This is a genomic window from uncultured Clostridium sp., assembly GCF_910588715.1.
In the GTDB taxonomy this organism is placed as follows: Bacteria; Bacillota; Clostridia; order Clostridiales; family Clostridiaceae; genus Clostridium.
The window spans coordinates 18135-42106 of the sequence record NZ_CAJURG010000007.1; the positions used below are offsets into that span (position 1 = coordinate 18135).

The 23972-nt window shown below is 28.5% G+C and carries 17 protein-coding genes; 1 reads left to right on the forward strand and 16 read right to left on the reverse strand.

Annotated features, from left to right (window positions below; genetic code table 11):
- Positions 1-7 precede the first annotated feature (7 nt).
- The 15 genes from QZ321_RS09790 to QZ321_RS09860 all read right to left on the reverse strand — a co-directional run bounded on the left by QZ321_RS09790 (position 8) and on the right by QZ321_RS09860 (position 21392).
- A complete protein-coding gene (locus tag QZ321_RS09790; protein ID WP_291739641.1) occupies positions 8-934 on the reverse strand; it encodes a transketolase family protein in 927 nt (308 codons plus the stop codon).
- Between the two features lie 12 nt (positions 935-946).
- Positions 947-1759, reverse strand: a complete 813-nt coding sequence (locus tag QZ321_RS09795; RefSeq protein ID WP_291749080.1) for a transketolase — start codon at positions 1757-1759, stop codon at positions 947-949.
- A 17-nt stretch (positions 1760-1776) separates the two neighbouring features.
- Positions 1777-2778: a LacI family DNA-binding transcriptional regulator gene (locus QZ321_RS09800; protein ID WP_291749077.1), complete on the reverse strand. Its 1002-nt coding sequence runs from the start codon at positions 2776-2778 to the stop codon at positions 1777-1779.
- 212 nt (positions 2779-2990) lie between these two features.
- The gene (rbsB, locus tag QZ321_RS09805; RefSeq protein ID WP_291749075.1) at positions 2991-3896 is read right to left on the reverse strand and encodes a ribose ABC transporter substrate-binding protein RbsB; all 906 of its coding nucleotides are present in this window, start codon (positions 3894-3896) and stop codon (positions 2991-2993) included.
- A gap of 25 nt (positions 3897-3921) precedes the next feature.
- Complete coding sequence (locus QZ321_RS09810; RefSeq protein ID WP_291749073.1) at positions 3922-4860, reverse strand: ribose ABC transporter permease; 939 nt, start codon at positions 4858-4860, stop codon at positions 3922-3924.
- Between the two features lie 19 nt (positions 4861-4879).
- On the reverse strand, positions 4880-6382 hold the full coding sequence (locus QZ321_RS09815; RefSeq protein ID WP_291749070.1) for a sugar ABC transporter ATP-binding protein: 1503 nt from the start codon (positions 6380-6382) through the stop codon (positions 4880-4882).
- A 19-nt stretch (positions 6383-6401) separates the two neighbouring features.
- On the reverse strand, positions 6402-6797 hold the full coding sequence (gene rbsD / locus QZ321_RS09820; RefSeq protein WP_291749067.1) for a D-ribose pyranase: 396 nt from the start codon (positions 6795-6797) through the stop codon (positions 6402-6404).
- A gap of 2 nt (positions 6798-6799) precedes the next feature.
- Positions 6800-7729 carry a ribokinase gene (rbsK, locus tag QZ321_RS09825; protein ID WP_291749064.1) on the reverse strand — a complete coding sequence of 310 codons (930 nt, stop codon included), beginning with the start codon at positions 7727-7729 and terminating at the stop codon, positions 6800-6802.
- A 215-nt stretch (positions 7730-7944) separates the two neighbouring features.
- Positions 7945-9627 (reverse strand): immunoglobulin-like domain-containing protein, encoded by a 1683-nt coding sequence (locus tag QZ321_RS09830; RefSeq protein WP_291749061.1) that lies wholly within the window; start codon positions 9625-9627, stop codon positions 7945-7947.
- 25 nt (positions 9628-9652) lie between these two features.
- Entirely contained in the window at positions 9653-15643 is a 5991-nt protein-coding gene (locus QZ321_RS09835) for a M60 family metallopeptidase (protein WP_291749059.1), read from the reverse strand.
- 275 nt (positions 15644-15918) lie between these two features.
- Positions 15919-16716, reverse strand: coding sequence for a metallophosphoesterase (locus tag QZ321_RS09840; protein ID WP_291749056.1), 798 nt, complete (start codon positions 16714-16716; stop codon positions 15919-15921).
- A gap of 9 nt (positions 16717-16725) precedes the next feature.
- Entirely contained in the window at positions 16726-17643 is a 918-nt protein-coding gene (locus tag QZ321_RS09845) for an ABC transporter permease (RefSeq protein ID WP_291749017.1), read from the reverse strand.
- Positions 17643-18746 (reverse strand): ABC transporter permease, encoded by a 1104-nt coding sequence (locus tag QZ321_RS09850; protein ID WP_291749015.1) that lies wholly within the window; start codon positions 18744-18746, stop codon positions 17643-17645. The genes QZ321_RS09845 and QZ321_RS09850 overlap by 1 nt, the downstream gene beginning before the upstream one ends.
- The gene (locus tag QZ321_RS09855) at positions 18746-20245 is read right to left on the reverse strand and encodes an ABC transporter ATP-binding protein (RefSeq protein WP_291749013.1); all 1500 of its coding nucleotides are present in this window, start codon (positions 20243-20245) and stop codon (positions 18746-18748) included. Before QZ321_RS09855 ends, QZ321_RS09850 begins: the two co-directional genes overlap by 1 nt.
- An 88-nt stretch (positions 20246-20333) precedes the next feature.
- Positions 20334-21392 (reverse strand): BMP family ABC transporter substrate-binding protein, encoded by a 1059-nt coding sequence (locus tag QZ321_RS09860; RefSeq protein ID WP_291739607.1) that lies wholly within the window; start codon positions 21390-21392, stop codon positions 20334-20336.
- Between the two features lie 343 nt (positions 21393-21735).
- Here QZ321_RS09860 and QZ321_RS09865 point away from each other — a divergent pair, with 343 nt between their 5' ends.
- Positions 21736-22404, forward strand: a complete 669-nt coding sequence (locus tag QZ321_RS09865; protein WP_291739605.1) for a cyclic nucleotide-binding domain-containing protein — start codon at positions 21736-21738, stop codon at positions 22402-22404.
- Between the two features lie 47 nt (positions 22405-22451).
- Here the strand turns inward: QZ321_RS09865 and QZ321_RS09870 are convergent, their stop codons facing one another.
- Positions 22452-23963 carry a bifunctional UDP-sugar hydrolase/5'-nucleotidase gene (locus QZ321_RS09870; RefSeq protein WP_291749010.1) on the reverse strand — a complete coding sequence of 504 codons (1512 nt, stop codon included), beginning with the start codon at positions 23961-23963 and terminating at the stop codon, positions 22452-22454.
- Positions 23964-23972: the final 9 nt, after the last annotated feature.

The following is a 23972-nucleotide window of genomic DNA, read 5'->3' on the forward strand; positions in this document are numbered from 1 at the left end:
AAAATATTTATTTAATTATCTTTTTTACCTCTTCAATTATTTTTGTTGAAGTTAATTCGTACTTTTTCATAAGTTCATCAGGAGATCCTGACTCACCAAATGTATCTTGAATTCCTACCATCTTAACCTTAGTTGGGCATTCACTACATACTACCTGTGAAACCATTGCACCAAGCCCTCCTATAACTGAATGTTCTTCTGCTGTTACTATTCCTTTAGTTTCTTTTGCTGCCTTTACTATTATACCTTTATCTATAGGTTTAATTGTAGACATATTAATAACCCTTACGCTAATACCTTCTAAATCTAATTTCTTTGATGCTTCTATAGCCTTTTGAACCATCATACCTGTTGCTATTATAGTGGCATCATTTCCTGACTTAATTTCAGTTCCTTTTCCAATTTCAAATTTGTAATCGTCATCAAATATATCTTCAGTATTACATCTACCAAACCTTAAATAAACTGGCCCATTAATTTCTACAGCTGCCTTTGTAGCTTGCATAGCTTCTCTATGATCTGCTGGCACTATGACGGTCATATTTGGAAGTGAATTCATTAAAGCTATATCTTCAACTGATTGGTGAGATCCACCATCCTCTCCTACAGTTATACCAGCATGAGTTGCTGCTATTTTTACATTAACTTTTGGATAACATATTGAATTTCTAATTATTTCAAAAGCTCTTCCTGTTGCAAAAACTGCAAATGTACTAGCAAATGGAATACATCCTACATTAGCCATTCCTGCTGCAACTCCCATTAAATTTTGTTCTGCTATTCCAACATTAAAAAACCTTTCAGAAAACTCTTTTTTAAAGTCTATAGTTTTTGTTGATTTAGAAAGATCCGCATCTAATACAACAACATTTTTATTTTCTCTTCCTAGCTCAACTAACGCCATTCCATATGATTCTCTCGTTGCTTTTCCCATTTTTCCTTCCCCCTATTTATTTATATCCATTAATGCTTTTTCTTTTTGTTCTTTATTAGGTGCTTGTCCATGCCATTCTACTTTATTTTCCATAAAGCTTACACCTTTACCCTTCACAGTCTTTGCAATTATTACACTTGGCTTACCTTTAACTTCATCTATTATATTCATAGCTTCATGTATTTCATCAAAATCATGACCATTACAAGTAACTACGTTAAATCCAAAGCTTTTAAACTTTTCATCTAATGGATTTATTCCCATTACATCTCCATTAGCTCCATCAATTTGAAGACCATTATTATCTATGATAACTACTAGATTATCTAATTTATAATGAGAGGCTAACATAGCTGCTTCCCATACTAATCCCTCTTGAAGTTCACCATCACCTAAAATAGTATATACTTTTGCTTTATTTCCCTTATATTTAAGACCTAAAGCTATTCCAACAGCATTTGATACACCTTGTCCTAACGAACCTGTTGAAACATCAATACCTGGTATTTTTTTAGCATCAGGATGACCTTGAAGCATTGATCCAATTTTTCTTAAGTTCTTTAATTTATCCTTAGGAAAATATTCCTTTTCTGCAAGAACAGCATAAAGAGCTGGTGCTGCATGACCCTTACTTAGCACAAATCTATCTCTTTTTTCATCCTTAGGATTATTTTCATCTACATTCATCTTCTCATAATAAAGGTACGTAATTATATCTGCACAGGATAATGAACCACCAGGATGACCTGATTTTGATTCATAAACCATTTCTATAATATTTCTTCTCACATTCCTTGATTTAGAAATTAAAATTTCCTTATTCATTTTACCCACCAACCAATCTATTTTATTGTTTTTCTCTCTAATAAATACGGACTTAAATTTATTATCTTTTTAGATTTATTTTTATTATTTATTTCACTCATTAATAATTTACAAGCTTCTTCTCCCATAATATATATAGGTTGAGCTATTGTAGTTAATTCTGGCTCAATAAAAGAACAAATTCCTATATTGTCATATCCTAATATTCCTATATCATCAGGTATAGAATATCCTTTTCTAAGCAAATATTTCATACCACCTATAGCCATAACATCACTACTATAAAATATTGAATCAATTAATTTATTTTCTTTTATTAATTTTTCTGTTGCTCTTATTCCTCCCTCTAAAGAAAACTGCTCCTCTAATATAAGCCTTTCATTGAATATATTATTTTCTCTTGCTATTTCGCAAAAATATTTTAATCTAGAATTTTCTAATATCCCTTTATTGTTTCCACCAACAAACGCTATATGTTTATATCCTTTTTTAATTAGATACTTTATACCAAGCTCTATTCCACTTCTATTATCACAAAATACTCCATTAATATTATCTTGTTTATCAACCTGCCTATCTAAAATTACAAATGGAATTTCATTACTTTTTAATAACTCTGTTGATTTATTTTTCTCTCCACTTGATGCAATTATTACCCCATCTATAAGTTTACTTATAAGCAGTTTTACATATTCTTCTTCCTTACTTCCACTATTAAAAGTATTACAAAGTATCATGCTATAACCATATTTCTCAGCTTCTGTTTCAATAGCTTTTGCTATCTCCGAAAAAAATGGATTTTCTATATCTGGAATTATAAAACCAATAGTGTAACTTTTCTTAGTGCTAAGGCTTCTAGCTAGTGAATTAGGTATATAATTTAACCTCTTTGCTGCCTCAAATATTTTATTTCTTGTTTCCTCTGATACATTTATATCTTTTTTATTTAATACCATAGATACTGTTGTTTTAGATAATCCTACATCATTTGCAATATCTAATAAGGTTGTTTTACCCATAATTTGCACCTCATTAACTAATTTTCTAACCAAAGTTTAATTTTATTTGAAAATCTAGTTGTTCACTATATTTCTTATATGCTATATATTACACTATTTAAATAACTTCCGCATACTATGAAATAAAAAATGAAGTATTATATCTGTTTAAAATTCTAGTATCTTATCTTTTCTATATTAATAAATGTATCACTTTAATTTAACTAATATATTTATTTACTTACAATTTTTAAATCAGCTGCAATTTCTTTATCAACACTTTCTCCATTGTATATCTTTTCAGCAAGCTGTACTCCAAGTGCTCCAATTAAATCCGGTTGTTGCGCTACAGTCGCCTTCATTTCACCTCTTTCAATAGCATCTAATGCATCATCTCCACCATCAAAACCTATAACTATTGCATTTATATTACTAGATTTTATAGCCTTAGCTGCACCTAATGCCATTTCATCATTATGGGCAAATACTACTTGTATATCTTTATTCCCCTGTATTATATTTTCCATAACTGAAAGACCCTTTTGTCTATCAAAATCAGCTGCTTGACTTGATATAAACTTTACATTTGATTTTTCATCTAAAATATTATGAAATCCTGCTCCTCTATCTCTTGTAGCTGAAGCACCTGGAATACCTTGAAGTTCTACTACATTGAAATTTTCTGTACTACCTAGTTCTTCTAAAGCAAATTCAGCAGCCATAGCACCACCTTTAATATTATCTGAAGCTATATGACTTGTTACCTCTCCCCCATTAGATTGTCTATCTAAAGTTATTACAGGAACATTACTTTCATTTGCAATTTCCACAGCCTTAATAACAGCATCACTATCTGTTGGATTTATTAATAATGCCACAACTCCTAATTGTATTAAATCTTCAACATTAGATCTCTCCTTAACAGGATCATCTTGTGAGTCTAAAACTATTAACTCATACCCTAATTTTTCTGCTTCTTTTTCAGCTCCATTTTTCATACTTACAAAGAAAGGATTATTTAAAGTTGATAATACTATACCTATTTTCTTATCATTTTCAGCCTTTGAACATCCAATAAATGAACCCATTGACATAATAGTTACTAGACCTAAAGCTAATACCCTTTTTATACTTTTCATGGAATCTCCTCCTTAATCTATAAGCCTATGCTTTTTTTCTACTTTTTTTATCTAATAATACTGCTATTAAAATAACTAATCCTTTTACGATTGATTGATAAAAAGGTGATACATTCATTAAATTTAAACCATTATTTAATACTCCTATAATAAGAGCACCTATTAAAGTTCCTGTTATTCTTCCTTCACCACCAGCTAATGATGTTCCTCCAATAACAACAGCTGCAATTGCATCTAATTCAAAGCCTGTTCCTGCATTTGGTGAAGCAGATCCTATTCTACTAGCTATAATAACCCCAGCAATTGAAGATGCAAATCCTGAAATAACATATACTAATGTTTTTATTTTATTTGTATTTATACCTGATAATCTTGCTGAATCCTCATTTCCACCTAAAGCATATAAATATCTTCCAAATCTTGTTTGTGTTAAAACATACACAGCTATTATAAAAACGATTACAGTAATAACAACAGGAATTGGAATGAAACCTAATTTTCCATTACCTATGTTTACAAAGCTTTCTGATAACTTAGATATAGGTGTACCATTTGTAAATACTAATGTTACTCCTCTAAATATTGTCATTGTTGCAAGTGTTGCGATAAATGCCTGTAATTTTCCCTTTGATATTAAAAGACCATTAATTAAACCTATTACTATACCAACTATTCCTGCTACTATAATAGCTAAAAACACATTGTTAGTTGATTTTATTATAGATGCTGCAAATGCACCACTTATAGCAACTGTTGATCCTACAGATAAATCTATACCACCAGTTAAAATAACAAAAGTCATACCAACAGCAATTATTGCATTAGTTGAAACTTGAGTAAACACATTAGTTATATTTGACAAAGTCATAAATGCTGGTGATACAAAAGTTATTATTACACATAATAAAGCTAGTCCTATAAGAGATTTATATTTATCTAAATTTTCCTTAAATTTATTATTCATTTCAAAATCCTCCTATTTATTAATTCATTCCTACTGCTAATTTCATAATAGCTTCTTGTGAAGCTTCTTTTCTACTTAACTCACCTGATATTTTCCCTTCACTCATAACAATAATTCTGTCACTAATACCTAAAACTTCAGGTAAATCTGATGATATCATTATTATTGCCTTACCTGCTGCTTTAAGTTCATTTAATAATTCATATATTTCCTTTTTAGCACCTACATCTATCCCTCTTGTTGGTTCATCTATTATAAGAACCTCTGGTGATAACATAAGCCATTTAGCTAGTATTACTTTTTGTTGATTTCCTCCACTAAGATTTTTTATTAATTGATTTCTATTTGGAGTTTTTATATTTATCTTTTTAATATAATAATCCACCTCTTCATTAGCTTTTTCCTTATTAATAAATTTAAATGAATTTTCATATTTTTTAAGATTTGATAATACCATATTATCAGCTACTGATAATCCAAGAACACAGCCTTCCTTTTTTCTATCTTCTGATAAATAACAAATACCATTATTTATAGCTTCTTGAATATTTTTAATATCTATTTCTTTTCCCTTTAATTTAACTATTCCTTTCTCCTTTTTATATTCACCAAATATTACTTTTGCAAGCTCTGTTCTCCCTGATCCCATGAGCCCTGCAACTCCTAATACTTCTCCTTCTCTTACGTTAAAGCTTGCATCATTAATACCAACTTTTGAAGTTATATTTGAAACTTCAAGTATTTTATTTCCTTTTTTAGTTTCTCTATAAGGAAATTGATCTTCTATAGTTCTTCCAACCATCATCGAAATTAATTTATCATTATCAATATCTTTTATTACTGCATCTCCAACATATTTACCATCTCTTAAAACTTCAACTCTATCACAAATTTCAAATATTTCTTCCATTCTATGAGATATATAAATTATAGCAATACCCTTTTTTTTCAAGTTTTCTATAACTTTAAATAAGCTTTTTGTTTCTACTTCAGTTAACGCAGTAGTTGGCTCGTCCATTATTATTACTCTTGCATTTTTAGTCAATGCTTTTGCAATTTCAACCATTTGCTTTTCACCAACATTAATACTACTTACCAACCTATTAGGATCTATATTACATCCTATTTGCTCTAAGAAAAGCTTACTTCTCTCTACTAATAATTTTTTGTTAATTCTTCCTGTAAATTTATTAAACTTCTCATTTCCTAAGAATATATTTTCTGCAACTGTTAAATTATTAATAACGCTCATTTCTTGATGAATTATTGTAACACCGTATTCTTCTGCCGACTTTATTCCTTTTATTTTAGCTTCTTGACCATCTATGAATATTTTTCCTTCATCTTTTTTATAAACTCCACTTAAAATTTTCATTAGAGTCGATTTACCAGCTCCATTTTCACCCATTAAAGCTGTAACTTCTCCTCCATAAGCTGTTATGTGTACATTATCTAACGCCTTAACTCCAGGAAATATTTTTGATACTCCCTCCATCTTAAGCATTGGTATTTTTTTACCCATATTAAATACCTCCATTTAATTAAAATACAACTCCTGATTTTAAAATTATATTTGCATAAGGTGTTTGTTCACCTGTTCTAACTACTGCCTTACATTCTTTTAATTTAAGCTTTAATTCCTCGTGTAATATAAATGTTATTTTTGTATTTCCAATAATTTTTTCTATTTCACTAAGTGTATTAGGACTAACCTCCTTAATTTCTTGTGCTATAATTACCTCTTCAACCTCTAATTCCATAAGCGTTGCCTTTAACGTTTCTAAAAATGTTGGGACACCTGCAACTAATGCTAAATCTATCCTTTTTGTTTCACTTGGGATAGGTAACCCACAATCTCCTATGGCTATCATATCTGTATGTCCCATTAGTGAAATCACTGAACTTAAGTTGCTATTTAATAATGATGTTTTTCTCATAATTAATCCTCCATATAAATTTCTTCTACTTCTCTTAAATATGGAATTGATGGTTGTGCCCCTTTTCTTTGAACGGATATTGAGGAAACCTTATTTCCAAATTTAACTGCATTTATTAGATTTAATTTATTAATCTCTTCAAACTTTAACTTAGAACTTAATGCTCCAATAAAACTATCTCCTGCTGCTGTTGTATCTATTGCATTTACTTTATATGCTGGTACTAGTTCACAAAAATCAGGTCCTATTACAGCTGCACCCTTAGAGCCTAGAGTAATTACTGCAAATTTAACTCCCTTTTCTAAAAATATTTGACCTGCTTTATTTGCATCCTCTAAAGTATTAACTTTTATTCCTGTTAATACTTCAGCTTCTGTTTCATTAGGAACTATAATATCAGTTACCTTTAGAAGTTCTTCATTTATTTTTTTGGCTGGAGCTGGATTTAATATTGTTATTTTTTCAAGTTCTTTAGCCTTTTTAAATACCTTTAAAATAATTTTTTCTGAAACTTCAAATTGAGATATTAATATATCTGATTCTTTAATTTTTTCTATAGAAGCTTCAACTTCTTCATCATCAATAGTCATATTTGAACCAGATACAACTATTATTGAATTATTTCCATTTTCATTTACCATAATAATAGCGATTCCAGTTGCTTCTTTGTTATCTTTAAAAACATATTTTACATCTATATTATCTTCTTCTAATTTTTGCTTTAGAATTTGTCCATTATCATCATTACCGATTTTTGCTATCATAGAGACTTTAGCCCCACATCTTTTAGCTGCAATAGCCTGATTTGCACCTTTTCCCCCGGCTATTTTTTCAAAGGATTTTGATAAAATAGTTTCTCCTACTCTTGGTACATCATTTACTTTTACAACTAAATCCATATTCATACTTCCAAGTACACAAACTTTATTCATAAATTCATCTCCTTAATTTTTAATATAAAATTAATACTGAATCGGTTTACTAAATCGATTAACTATATAATACACCCTATGTAAACGTTTTTCAAGTGCTTTTAATTACTTTTTCTCAATTTTTAACCATCAAATTATATTTTACTTAATAAATCCTTATTGAATAAAAAATTCCTCATAAGAAATTATTTTCTTTCTTATGAGGAAAATTTATTTTATTGCTTTTTCTTTTCTCTTACTAAATACATACCACTTCCAGCAATTAAAAGTGCTATAAATATAGTTATTCCATAGAAAATTCCTTGTCCTGTTTGTGGTAAATCATTTTTATTATCATTGTTATTACCTGATTCATCTGGATTTTCCGGATTGCTTGGAACACTTGGTTTTACTGGCTCATCCGGATTTTCTGGATTACTTGGTACATCTGGATTTCCTGGCTCAGATGTATTATCTTTTATAATTATATCTTGTATTGTTATAATATTCCCTTTATTTTCTTCTGTTAATTCAAATCTTGTTTCAAGCTCTGCTATTTCGTTTCCTGTTAATGAATCAATTTGTTTTAATATATATTTACCTGGCTTTTCTACTTCATAAGATATTTCTCCATTTTTATCACTTTCTAAAGTAGAAATATATATAAGTTCCTCAGAATCCGATCTAAATAATCTATTTTTAACTTCAACTTTGTATAAGTTAAACTTCTTACCAACTACTATATTTCCTTTGCTATTTGTTACAGTTGCCTTAAATTTATATCCCTTATTTTCTACATCAGGATTATCTGGAATAGATGCATCTTCAACAATTAAAGTAATTTCCTTTTCACTTATTTTTCTAAATCTATCTGTTGCTACAGCAGTTATAATATAACTTCCAGGATTAGTTAAATCATAATCTCCATTTATTTCAACATAAATAGATCTTCCTAAATAATCAACTGCTGTTATATAATCATTTAAATTAATATTGTCTCCAGCTGAAATAGTTAATTTATTACTATCACTATTGTTAACACTTATTATTGGGCTATTTTCATCATCACCTAATATATCTTCAACAATTACTATTGCTGTTAAAGAACTACTATTTTCTTCTGAATCAGCTACGCTATAAGTTATTGAATAACTACCTACTATTTTGGTATTTACTTTACCTTCAACAGAAACCTTATCGTTAGAAATTACCCCATCTTCTTCATCCGTAACTTCAATATAGCTTTTTGGATCAAAACTATCATACTTAGATATTATTATTTTTCCATCAGCTATAGCGTTTGATTTTTTTAAACTAATTATTGGTGATGAGCTTATAGTTAACTTATCTTCACTTAAATTAGCCATATCAATTCCACTAATCTCTTTATTAGTATCATTAACTACATAACTATAAGCAATTCCATCACTATTTAGCTTAGCATCAATAGAATATGCAGAACTTCCACCTGAAACCTTAGAAACATTTATTTCACATATATCTAAAATTCCTCCTACTTTATTTAAAGCCTCTTTAGAAACAATAAAAAGTTCCATATTTTTTTTATCGTTGCTCATTTTTACATGCGTTTTTACATCATTTGAATCAGAAGTTACAGTCCAATTAATGCTATCTTCTTCAAATTTAGCATTTCCATTTATACCAATGCTTAATTGTAATGATTTCACTACGGGTGTAAAATTATTTAATGAAATTTTTACCTTATCTTTATTTAATTTTTCTACATTTAATTCTACTGAAGGATTATTAACCTTGCTATTTTCCGCAGAACTATTTTTAGAATATGCAACCAAGCTAATAAAAATTGTAAATATCATTATTAAAGGTATAATTCTTTTACTAAATTTTTCTTTAGAGTTTATTTTATTAGATTTATTTTGGTACTTTTCTTTTTTCATGATACTCCTCCTTACAGTATATTTATTATCTATTTTCTGTAATATTGTTAATTATAGATTCCTTAATTTCAATTGCTTTAATATTATTAGATGTTATATTTCTAGTTTTTCCAGATGTTAAGCTTATTTCTGGTAATATATCTGGCACTGCAATTTTAAATGTATCACTTACAAGTCTTTGTCCACCTTCTAATGCATCAGCACTATCAGTTCTATATAATTCAGCAAATATTTCCGTATTGTTTTCCATAAAGCTAGCTGAATTTTCTGGCTCAACCCAATAAATCCAATTTCCCTCTGCTATTTCTTCTAAATTACCATTATCCGGCACCTCAGCTAAAAGTATTCCATCATATTTATCTGCAATATGCTCTTCTTTTTGATTAAGTACTAAAGGTACGTTAAATGCAGGATTTCCTCTATATTCTCCAGTTATAATTATAGAACCTGCTGGAATTGACTTTTGCTCATTTTCCTCTGTTTCAGGATTATCAACCTGATATACATAAGATTCCTTTAGTATTCCTATACCATTTTTATAATTAATATTATCATCAGCAACACCAATTTCAATATTATCCCCTGGTGGTGTTATTAGCTCAAGCTCTGCTGCTGATATATTTTTTGTTTCTAAGGCAGTTATCTTAACATATCTTGCATTATATGCATTTAATTGATTTCCACCAGTAACTCCTTCTTTATCAAAATAAATAGTTGATGTAGGATTTTCAGCTGTTAAACTTAAAGTTCCTTCTTTAGTAGTTATCCAGTTTACTCCATCCTTACTAACTTCTATTTTATATTTTTTAAGAGCACTATTAACTATAGATTCCTTTTTAAATATAAATCCAGTAGTTTGAACTGGAGCTGTGTATTTAATACCAACTAAAGTTTTCATTTCTGTAGTATCTAATATTAAATATGGATTATTATTTGGATTCATTTCAATACCATGAACTGAACTATTATATTCTGACTTATTTAACATTCTACCTTCATAAGCAGTATTATTATTATTATCATCTAAAGCAAGTTTTAAGTCTTCATTACCTTCAAAAGAATGAATATCATTTTTATCTTCATTTATACTTATAGTATTAGTAGTTAACAATGTGCTAGACTTTGCTAATCCACCTTCATGACGTATTTTAACAGTTCCTATTTCAACTTCATTAGTTGGATTTAAATTATAATCATATGCAATTGCTGAATATTTAACAACTCTATTATTTATATTATCAGCTATATCAGTATAAACAGTTTCTTTTTCATTCTTGTTTCTTACAATAAATCCACAAGGTTCACCATTTCTATAAATTTCATATCCTAAAATATTATCATCACTTTTATCTACTGATAGATTAATTGAAACCTTTTTATCATTAACATAAGAACCATTTATAATTTTATTTCCCTTAGAATCTACCCCAAATTCAGCTGATAGAGTAGTGCCTTCTTCCATATCTGCAGTTCCTGCCATCCTCATTCTTCTTGCTTCATCATTTATATATTGAATTTTTTTAGTTTCTTTAGGGAATTGAGCTACATATTCTAATGTTGTATCATTTGCTACTATCCCATGAGATTGATAGAAATTTGTTAAATCCTTTCCTGCAACCTTAGAAGTCATCCTAATTAACAATTGATCCCTATCAGCATTTAATTTTTCCTCTTCAGTCATCTCTCTATATGCTCTATTTAATTTAGCAAAATAAGAATCATTATTTAAATTATCATCAAAACCATTAATTAACATCTTGTAAGTGCTATTGTTTTCATATGCTAAGTAAGGTTGCCATAACATATTTAATACTACACCTCTATTAGTAGATAACCCTAACGTATTTGAAGTAACTTTTTCATATAAGGCATTCATTGCTGATGCATATGGAGTATCTTGATCAAGCATACTCGAAGTAATAGCTACCATTAAGTTATTACTTGTTTCTGGATAAATTCTAGATCCAATATCCATAACATGTCCCATTTCATGTCCTATTAGAGCACCATAAAGATGAGCCTCATTTGGATTTGTTACATTTCCTTCTGAATCGAATTTAAAAGGTACACCTTGCATATATCCAGCAGATCCAAAACCAACACCTATATGATGCCCTGATGCATAAGCTGCAGCCCCCATCATCATTCTTTGGTATTTAATATTTAATCTAGTTAATGGAGCCTTGTGCTTATTAAAATACTCATTATCTTCCGCATCTATTTCTCCATTATTATTAAAATCCTGAACTGATTCAAATACTCCTTTTTTAGCAAACCCAACCTTAACTTCTTGTTCCCAAGCTAAAAGTGCATTGTAAACTCTTTCTACTTGAGCATCTTCGTTTCCAACTAATCCATTTTCAATTCCCTTTAATATTTCTGATGCTGGTAAAGTTAAAGTAAATCTATCTCCTTCAATATCAGTGCTATTTAAAGGTGATGTTTTTTCATCATAAGGATATATATTATTTATCTTATCAGTGTCACTAATATTTGTTGGATAAATATTTTTAATGTTTGCCATATAATTTCTTAACTCTGATATATATGCTCTTATTTTTTCTTTAGATTCATTTTCTTTAGATTCATCATTTATTAAATTATTAACATCTAAATGAGGAATATCTGTAACTCCACTTAAACGAATTTGTATATTTGCACTAGTGCTACCTGATGTAACTCTTGCCATTACTTGACCACCTTTTTCTACATCTGCAGATATAATTGATGGTATAGTAATTTCAGTTCTACCTGGTCTTATAGTAACAGTTCCCCCTTGATATTGTCCTGGAAGACCATAATTTTGAAGAAATGTTATTTGAACCTTAGTATTTGGATCACTTGATCCCATGTATACAACTATTTGCTTAGATGTATCATTTTCATCAACACCTGGTCTTGCAACACTTCCTAATGATTGCCAATCATTTTGCATACCTAAAGATGGTCCACCACCTCCAGATCTAATACTTGCATCTAGTGTAGTGATCTTTTCTGATACTTGCTTATCATTAAATAACTTTTGTGCAACTTCTAATTCTAATTGTAAAACAGACTTATCTGGATGATATTCATTGCTTATAGGATCTGGTGTATTTAATCTATTAAATAATTCATCTAAAATCTCTTGAGTTACACTATCTTTAAGAACAACCCTTAGATCATCAGTATATAAAGCTTTTATATCATCTGCTAAACTATCATATTCGTAAAATCTAATTTCTGACATTGTTTGTACACTTCCACCATATCCAGATGTGTCAACCTTAATTTTATTTGCTGTTATTGGCTCTGATAATTTTACAATATAATATCTATGACCATTAGATACCTTTGATTGTAATGATGTTGGATAAACGACCTTTTGATTTCCTTCTTCATCCCAATAAGTAACTTTAACTTTATATAAAGACATATTATATCCTTGTTCTAATGTTTCAGCAAAAGCTATTGTTCCTATAGTATAATTATCATCAAATGTTATTTCAGAACCTCTGTTTGATCCGTAACTAGCTCCTGTATCCCAGTCTTTAACTTTCCATGAAGTTGTAAAATCACCATCTACTAACGCATATTCCGAATCATAACTTAAAGCTGCATCACCAGTTGCCCATCCGTCAGCATCTAACTTATTACGTACATCAATAATATGTGTAGTTCCTATTTCATTTTCATCGGTAGGTCTATTAATAAGTTTATACTCTGACATAACTGGTGGATTTACTGAAGTTGTGCTTCCTATATATGTGCTAGACATTTTACTAGTTCCTAGATGATTGGTTGCAGTTGCCCTAACCTCATAAGATGCATTATCCTCAAGATCATTTATTGTATAACTGTGGCTTCTTACTAACTTACTCTTATCTGGATTAGTTACTTCAATACTATCTTCAGTTACCTTTTTATTATCATCATTAGCCTTTATCCAACTTTTATCTGTATCTCCTACTTTTCTATAATAAATATCAAATTCTCTAGCTTGTATATGATTTTCCCAACTTACAGTAAATGATTTATATCCTTGAACTGTTGTTAAGTTTCTTGGTGGTTCTGGTGATGTTATTGGAATAACTTGTATTTCAGATACTGTTCCTTTATATCCATCATAATAACTTTGAATTATGTTGTAATTAGAGTCTACATTATCAGGCTTTCCATCAAAAGCTGATGGATTTTTAGTTGCATCCTCATATCCACTGCTCCACTCTCCATTTAATGATTGAATACTAACTCTATAGACATCGTAAGGCTTAATATCTTTATCTAATATATTTATATTTGGTTTATTTGTTTGAAGCTTTTTAGTCTTTGTAATATTTCCATTTTCATCAAGCTTTTGATACATAACTTCATATGCTGTTACATTTGGTTGTGCATCCCATGTCAATGTTATTCTCTCATCATGTAAATTAGTTGATGTTTCAACTGTTTTTATTTGAGGAATATTCATATCTGGCTTTGGAATTTCTTTATAAACATTATTTAAAAATTCTATTTTAGCAATTTCAGAAATTCTTTTATTTCCTCTATTTCCTGTTACATTAATAGAAATCTTTTTAACAGCTATTTGCTTTCCAAGTTCTATAATTAAATTTCCCGATTCATCACTTTTAAAAGTTGAAGCTTCAGTTGAGAAATTTATTGTTTCAATATTTCCATTTTCATCTTCATAAGTTATACTTCCTGAGCTTGGAAGAGATGAATCTTCACTACTTGAAACATCTGCTGATTTTAATAATATTCTTTCCATGTTTACAGCCTTATTGCCTTCAGAAGCCTTAGATAAATCCATATCTATAACTAATGGTAATTCTTTGCTTGGTGCTTCTCCATTATTTTTAGTTACTGAAACAGATTTATTATTGTCTAAAAATATATCTCTTATATCTGTACCTTCTTCAAACTTTAAGTTATCATCATTAACAACTATTTTATTTAAGTCTAATATTGCATCAGTATTAACTATTTCTACATCGCCAATAGTTGATCCTATATTTTCATTAACATAAGTTAAATCAGCAATATTAACCCTTCCATCTTTGTTAATGTCATATTTTGAATTAGATGATCCTATATTTTCAAATACTAAATTATAATCACCCATATCTATTTTTCCATCGCCATTAACATCTCCAGCTAAAAATACACCATTGTATTTTAAAGTTTCATTATAGTTATTTCCTAATATTACTCTTTTTGAAAAATCTTTTATTTCTATATTATCTACCTTAGTATCTATATAACTTTCAGACTTAATTTCAGCACTATATGTTCCAAGATCTAACTTCTCAATTGTAATGTGTAAGAAATATATATCCTTTTCTTCATCCTCTAACAATTGCTTCTTTGAATTTAATTTTTCAATCTTATATGTTGCTCCATTATCTAAAACTCCATAATCATTTACTAAGCTAGATATTTTCCCAATCTTTTCATTTCCTTTAAAAAGATTAATATTTATTGAATCAGTATTAATTATTGGCATATTAAAATTAATATCAAATTCTAACTTACCATAATTCTTTTTTCCCTCAGAAAAAGTAAATTTATTTTTATCTTCAACTTCACCTTTATCTTCTTCTGTATTTTCTGTTGTTGTGTCAACTTCATTTTCATTATCGTTTTTTTCATCTTCTACAGTTAAATTCTCTTTGTCTTCTTTTTCTTCTAATTTCTCATCAGAAGTTATACTGTCTCCTTCAGTTGAAGAAATATTATCTTTAATTAATGTTTCTTCAGAATCCGAATTGTCATCCTTTTCATCATAAGATCCATTTTCTAAATTATCATTTTGATTAAGATTACTATTATTAGAATCATTACTTTCTATATTAGTATTATTATTTTCAATTTTATCAGTATCTTCAACAATTACTTCAGTAGAATTATTAATCTGTTGATTAATGTTATTAGAATCATTTACTTTAGTACCCGATTTCATAGCTTCAACTGACATAGTAGTTAAATTAGTTGTTGCTAATGCAGTTGCAATAGTGCATGATACTATTTTTTTCATTTACGTTATCTCCCCTTTTTACCCTAAATTAGTAGAAATTAACACAACATTTATATTTTACCTCATAATTCATCACTTTAAAATCCCATTTTAAAACATTTTATCTAAATTTTCAAAGTATTTTTACTTGTAAGTAATTTTTTAATGAAATTCCACAAAATTTAGACTATTAAAAATAAGACATACATAAATAAGACATAAAAATTAAAAATAATGTTTTTATAAATAAAAGCCTAGTAAAAACTATTTTACTAGACTTTTATTTCAATATAATTTTATTCTCTAAAATTAACAATTCCTAATTCTTTATTGTTAGCTAAAGCTGAAATTACTTCTACTGATATTTTACCATCTTCATATGTACAAAGATTAATCTTAGAACTCTCTTCAAACCTTACTATTCCATTACTTTCATCATAGCCTATAAAACTAAGACTTCCTGCTGTAAAATATGGTTTACCTGCAAAATCTCCTTTAAAGGGGTGGTGAGTATGTCCTACAAAAATTCCAACTATAGAACTATCTTTTATTATAATTTCAAAGTCATCATGATAACTAACAGCTGGAGTAGTAAATTGACTTTTTATAAGATGATGATGAGATATTAAAATAGTATCTCCTTCATCTCTATTCTTTAATTGATTTTTTAACCAAGTATATTGGTTCTCCGAAATAAATCCATCATTATTTTTATATTGAGAATTATCAAAGCTAATTATTCTTAACCCATTTATTTTATTTACAGTATTATAAGGAAGATTGCACCTTTTATTAAACCATCCCTTATAAAAAGCTTCCTTATTATCATGATTTCCCAATGTAATTATATATGGTATATTATTTAATAATCCTTCTAGTTCATTCTTTAAAAGTTCATAATCTTCATATGTTCCTGATTCTACTAAATCTCCAGTTATAATAACAAAATCTATCTCGCTTAAATTAATTTTCTCTAAAGCTTTCTTCATTTGTATTAAAGGACTTGTCATGCTATTAAAGATTGCATTATAACCTTTTTCAGCTTTAGGATACTCTCTTAAAAAGTGAATATCTGATAAATGTAAAAACTTCATATTCTATACCTACTTAATCTTCTTTTTCTTACTTCTTTTAGTTTGTATACTAAATAATATAAGTGCAACAATTGTTGCTACATAAGGAATAGAAGCTGTAATTTGTGTTTTTAAAGATGTATTTTGAAGTACATTTCCAGCTGCTTGTGAGAATCCAAAGAATAAACTTGATAAAAGAACACCAATAGGGTGAGACTTTCCTAAGTTGTTTGCAGCCATAGCAATATATCCACGTCCTGAAGTCATGTTTTGCATAAATAATGTTACAGTTCCCATAGAAAGAAGAACTCCACCTAATCCACATAATAATCCTGATAAGCTTATTGTAAGAAATTGATATTTTTCTACTGGAGTACCAAGGCTTCTTGCTGCTTCTTTATTTATACCTATAGCACGCAGTCTATATCCTAATACTGTTTTATATAAAAATATATACATTCCTATAGCTAAAACAAATGCTAAGTAATCTATAAGTGTTAATCCTGAAAAAATTGTACCTAATACTGGAATATCTTTAATAATAGGTAAATCAATTTTAGGAAGACTTACTAAGCTTGGGTCATTAAATACTCCCTTTGTTCTAAAAATTATATAAAGTAAATATGTTGTAACACCGCCCATCATAGTGTTAGTTGCCATACCAACAACAACTGGTGATGCTTTTAATTTAATTATACAAAATCCAACAATAGCCGATACTATCATTCCACTAATTGCACCTGCAAGCACAGATAAAAATACATTATGAGTATAATAATTTGCAACAATACTGAAAAATGCACCTGTTAACATTGTTCCTTCCATTGCAATATTAAAAATACGTACCTTAGAACATATAGCTGCTGCTAAAGTAACTAATAAAATAGGTGTCATCATACGAAGAGTGGAATTAGCTACCACCGCAAAATAATCTATACTTAATTCCATTATTGTGCTCCTCCTTCACTTGTTACATTTTGCTTTTTCTTATACCACTTTACAGCAAACCTTGCAGTAATTAATAAAGTAATAATTCCTTGAATAATTGTTGTTACCTCTGATGGTACTCCCATGCTACGCTCAATAGTACTTCCTCCTGTAGTTAGACCAGCTAAGAAAATACCACTTACTAAAATACCAACAGGATGATTACTTGACATTAATGAAGCTATAATACCTGTCCATGCATAACCCGGAGACGTAATCATATTATCAACATAACGATATCTTGTTCCTAAAACTTCACATGCTCCTCCAAGCCCAGCTAATGCTCCACTTAATATTAATACATAGTACATCATCTTAGTACTATTAACTCCACCATAATTTGCAAAATTAGGATTTAAACCTCCCATTTTTGCCTTATATCCAAAACTTGTTCTCTTCATAATAAAAAGTACAATTAAAACACAAATAACTGCAATTACAAATCCCCAATGTAATGAATATCCTTTAAACATCTTAGGTAATATATTTTCTGTTAACTTTTGAGTTTGAATTGCTGAAGAATCTAACCCTAATGGATCTTTTACAACATATGTTGTAAAGTAAGAAGCTATATAATCAGCAATATAATTCATCATAAGTGTTATAATAAGTAAATCTAATTTAAATCTTTCACTTACATAAGCTGAGATAAGTGAATATAAAACCCCTACTAAAGCACCCGCTAAAAGAGACATTGCAACAACAAAAACTGTAGGTCCTGGACATATTACAGCTACAACTGCTGAAGTAAATGCCCCTAATACCATTTGCCCTGCTGCACCCAAACTTGAATAACCAGATCCCCAAGCTAAAGCACCAGAAAGTCCTGCAAATATAATAGGAATAGAACGAGTTAAAGTTGTAGTTAAATAATATGTAGAACCAAATCCACCCTTAAACATTCCTATAATTGCTTCAAAAGGATTAAATCCAGATAGAGAAATGATTATTCCTCCTATTAATAACCCAACAACAATAGCTTGTAAAGGATGCTTTAAGGGTTCAAATATATTTGAAAATTTACTTTTAGTAATACTTCTTGATAACAAACCTTTACTTTTCATTATTTTTTACCTCCTACCATTAAAAGACCTAATTCCTTTTCGTCAATGCTACCTCTCTTAAACTCACCAACAATTTCTCCATCATAAATTACATAAATTCTATCACTTAAATCCATAATTTCACTTAATTCAGAAGATACTAATAATACACTGTCTCCCTTATTTCTCTTATCAACAAGTTGATCATGAATAAACTCTATTGCACCTATGTCAATACCTCTTGTAGGTTCACAAGCAATTATAAGAGGAGTTTCCATAGACATCTCTCTTGCAACAATAAGCTTTTGAGCATTTCCTCCAGAAAGCTCTTTTATTTTTTGAGTGTGAGAATCTGCTTTAACTCTAAATTTTGAAATTAACTCTACAGCATGTTTTGTAACTTTATTTATATTTAAAATTCCTTTTTTAGAAAACTCTTTATTATCCTCGTATCCCATTAACGCATTTTCAGCAAGAGTTGCTTCTTTAGCACTTCCCCACATATATCTATCTTCTGGAATATGTGCAATACCAGCTTCTCTTATATTCATTACAGTTTTATTGGTAATATCATTTCCATTAATAATTACATTACCTGAATCAATCTTTTCTAATCCAGTTATGCATCTAATAAGCTCAGATTGACCATTACCAGATACCCCTGCAATTCCTACTATTTCACCTTTTTTAATATGTAAATTAACTTTATTTAAAATATTTTTATTATGCTCACCACTTAAAGATAAGTTTTTAACTTCTAAAAGTTGCTCCTTAGTTTTCTTTTCAGGAATTACTCTATTTGCAATTTGTCTCCCAACCATTAAATAAGATAACTCTTCTACACTCGTATCTTTTTTTAATTTTTCAGCAACAACTTGTCCAAGTCTCATAACAACTACTCTATCTGCAACTTCCATAACCTCATGAAGTTTATGTGTTATAATTATTAAACTTTTACCTAATTTAGCTAATTGCTTCATTGTTTTTAAAAGTTCATCTACTTCAATAGGAGTAAGAACTGCTGAAGGTTCATCAAAAATTATTATATCTGCATTTTGATAAAGAGTTTTTAATATTTCAACACGTTGTTGAAGCCCAACAGGACAATCTTCCACAATGGCATTTGGATTTACATCTAACATATATTTCTTTGAAAGCTCTTCAACCATTTGAATATTCTTTTTATAATCAAAAAATATTCCCTTTTTCATTTCATTTTTATATACAATGTTTTCTGCAACTGTCATTGATTCAAAAAGCATAAAGTGTTGTTGAACCATTCCTATTCCTTGTTTCATTGCATCTGATGGATTATGAAATTTCATCTTCTTTCCATTTATAAATATTTCTCCCGAATCTGGCTTTTCTAATCCATAAAGTATTTTCATTATAGTAGATTTTCCTGCACCATTTTCACCAACAACTGCTAATATCTCTCCTTTATTAAGATTAATATTAACTTTGTTATTAGCTACTACATTACCATAGGTTTTAACAATATTTTTCATTTCTAAAAGCATGTCAAAGTTACTCCTTTTCTAAGTTAATCTAAAATATAATAAGGGGCAAAGCTATTGCCTCTACCCCTTATATAAAGTACATTTCTAATTATTTTGCAGATTCTTCAGGAACTTCTATTACTAATTCTCCTGAAATAATCTTTTCAGCTGCTGCCTTACCAGCCGCTATAACTTCATCAGTTATAATTTCAGTATTTCTATAATTCATTTCTTCTGGTGAAACACCAACAACACCAAATGCACCTTCTTTTAATCCAAGAAGTTGTGAACCACCATTTAATTTGCCTGCTAAGAATTCATTAATAATAGTATTCATAACAGCTCCAGTATTTTTTAATAATCCACTAATAATGCTTGGATTTTCAGAAGTTGTTTGGTCAACACTTAATCCAGTTGTATATATTGGTGTACCCTTTTTAGTTAACTCTTGAGCAGCTTGATATATTCCAGAGTTTGCACTAGCAGATACTCCACCAAATATAAAGTTTGCTCCAGCAGCTTTTTGTTGTAATGTATATTCATAAGCTAAGTTAGTATCATTATATGAATTAGTATAGTTATACATAAATTTAGCATTTGGATTAACAGACTTTACACCTTCAGCAAATCCATATCTATATTTGTATGTAGCTTGTGTTTGGAATGATGCAACATATCCGTATAAGCTTTCATTAGGGAAAGCTGTACCAACCATTGCTCCTAAAACATAAGAACCTTGTGCTTCATCAAATCCAAAGCTTGTTACCTTTTCATTAGATGCAGTTGTATCAATTACAGCATATTTTGTATCTGGGAATCTATCAGCAGCATCACTAAATGGATCAGCTGCTTGCCATCCAATTCCTATTATTAAATCATATCCTTCATTAGATGCAGCAATAGTATTTTCTTCCCATGCAGCAGTATCTGTACATTCAATAGATGTCATTTTAAATCCATAAGTTTCACTTGCTTCTTTTAAAGCTTCATATGCTTGAAGAATAAATTGTTCTGTTCCAATTGTATCTGAAATTAAAGCTATATTTAACTTTGAATAATCTCCATTAGCTCCTTCATTTCCTGCTGATTCATTCCCACCTGAGTTAGAGCATCCAGCAAAAAGAAGTGATGTCATAATAAGTAATAAAGAAGTTATTATTTTTTTCATTCTTTCATCTCCTATTGTTAATTTGTTAATTTAATTATAATAATTATATAGACTTAAAAATATGACACAAGTCACATTTTGACGAATAAAGTGTATATTTTTTTAATTTTTCTTTTTAATATTCGCTTTTTTTCTGGAAGTATTACTTTATATAGGCATATTTTATAAATTATTTTTAATTTTATTTTAAATACTAATTTATCTATCCAAATAATTATATCTTTTTTTGTATCACTTTTCTTATAAGTATATGTTATTGTTATATATTTTTCCTTATGCTAAAATCATGAATATAAATATAAAGAACAAATTTTTAATAAACTCACTTTTTTAGGGAGGATTTATGATAAATGTTAAAAACAAAGGATTATTAAATAAATATATTAATAATACTGGTATTTCTAAATTATTTTCACAAGACATGAGTAATTTATTAGAACTATTTTCTTTAAATAAAGGTGATTTTTTAATTAATGAAGGTGAATGCTCTGATTATTTATATTTTTTAGTAAGTGGAAAATTAAAGGTTTTTTCTCACTCAACTTCTGGTAAAATAATGTCTCTAAATCTTTTTAATTCTTTTGAAATCATAGGTGAGACAGGTAGCTTGTGGAATAATCCCCCTACTGCTTCCGTTCAAGCTAGTTCTAAAGCTTATTGTATAGGAATATCAATGAAGCACAGGGATATTCTTTTAAACGATGTTATATTTTTAAGATACATTTGCAAAAATTTAGGGGAAAGACTTAGCTATATGAATAATACTACTTGTATTAATCTTTATGAACCATTAGAAAATAGGCTTGCTTCTTTCATATTGAAAACAGAAGAAAATGGAATATTTTCCTATAATTTAACTGAATGTGCTGAACTTTTATGTGCAAGTTATAGACATCTATTAAGGGTTATTAATTTATTTTGCAGTACAAATAAACTAATTAAAGAAGGAAAGTCCTATAAAATTTTAGATAGAGATTATTTAGAAAGCATTTCACATTATTCCTTAGATTAATAAAAAAACTGTTGCATAAATTTTAAAATGCAACAGTTTTTTTAATTTTATTTTATTATATAATTACTTTTTTCAATAGCTTTAATATTCTTATTCTTTAAAAAATAATTAATTATAAGCTCACTTATATCAACATTAATTTCTTTAATAAGCTCAGCTCCTTCATAGGATGGATAAATTGAAGTATTTGTTGCACGATAATTATTCATAACAACATTATAATAATTATCTAAATCAATATCTTTGCCATTCTTTTTCATATAAATTACTCTATCATTAAAATTTCTTGATAAATCAATTTTATAATCAAATCCTGCAAATGTATCATAATTGTAATTTTGAACTTTTGGAATTAAAAATCCATCACTAATTTTTACTTTTCCATTATCAACAACAAAATAGGTTGCAGCTTTTTCAACAGCTTCTTTTAACTTGCTTCCCTTTACCTTTAAAACCATTAATGTATTAGGATAAGGATAGTTTATTAATACATCTCTAATAGATACATTTTTCTTAAAACCAATTGCAGTATCAAATAAAGATAAAACTGAAAAATCTGCTCCAGAGGCTTCTAATTGTACTTGATGTAAAAAATTAATAAATGGATGTCCATTTAGCCTTGCTTGAAAAATATCATCCATAAGTATATCTTTATCAAATTCACCAATTTCTTTATCTAAATAGTCCTTTAAATTTACATCAACATTAGTAAATATCTTTTCTAATCCTTTATTAATTTCATCATTTAATAAAGAAACATCAACTAATTCATAAGTTGTTTCTTTTGTTTCTGTATCTAATATAATCTTACTAAACTTTTGACCATTATGAAGTGGCTGTGAGCAAATTACTCCATTTATTTTAGTAATAAATGCTCTATGCTGATGACCGCTTAAAACAATATCAATTGAATCATATTTTTCTAACAATTCACTTCCTTGATTTTCTTTAGTAAGTTTTTCTGTAGGAGTATTACTTCCATCTAAGCTCTTTTCAAACCCTCCATGATAACAAACTATAATATAATCTGCCTTTTCTTTTAACTCCTTTTCATATTTTCCATACATACAAACAGGGTCTAAAAACTCTAAATTAGTAATATTTTTCTCATGCTCCCAATTTGGTATAAAAGAAGTTGTAAGACCAATACACGCAATTTTAAATCCATCAAAATCAAATATCTTATAAGGTTTTGTTTTTAAATTTAATCCTTGAATATTAGCATTTATTATTTTATCTTCAACTAGCTTATAAGAATTATTTAAATAATCTAACCCATAATTAAATTCATGATTTCCTATAACATAAGCATCATATCCTATAAATTCTAATCCTTCTAATATAGGATTTGTATGTAATTTTTCTTTTGATAAATAATGTGCAAGTGCTGACCCTTGTATTAAATCACCACAATCCACTTTTAAAGATGCATCATATTTTTTTTCATCATTTAATATATAACTTCCTATTTTAAGTATTCCAAGCTTTTGATCTTTTACATAGTTAGTTGGATAAACATACCCATGCAAATCACTTGTTTGATATATAGCTAATTTCATATATTGCTT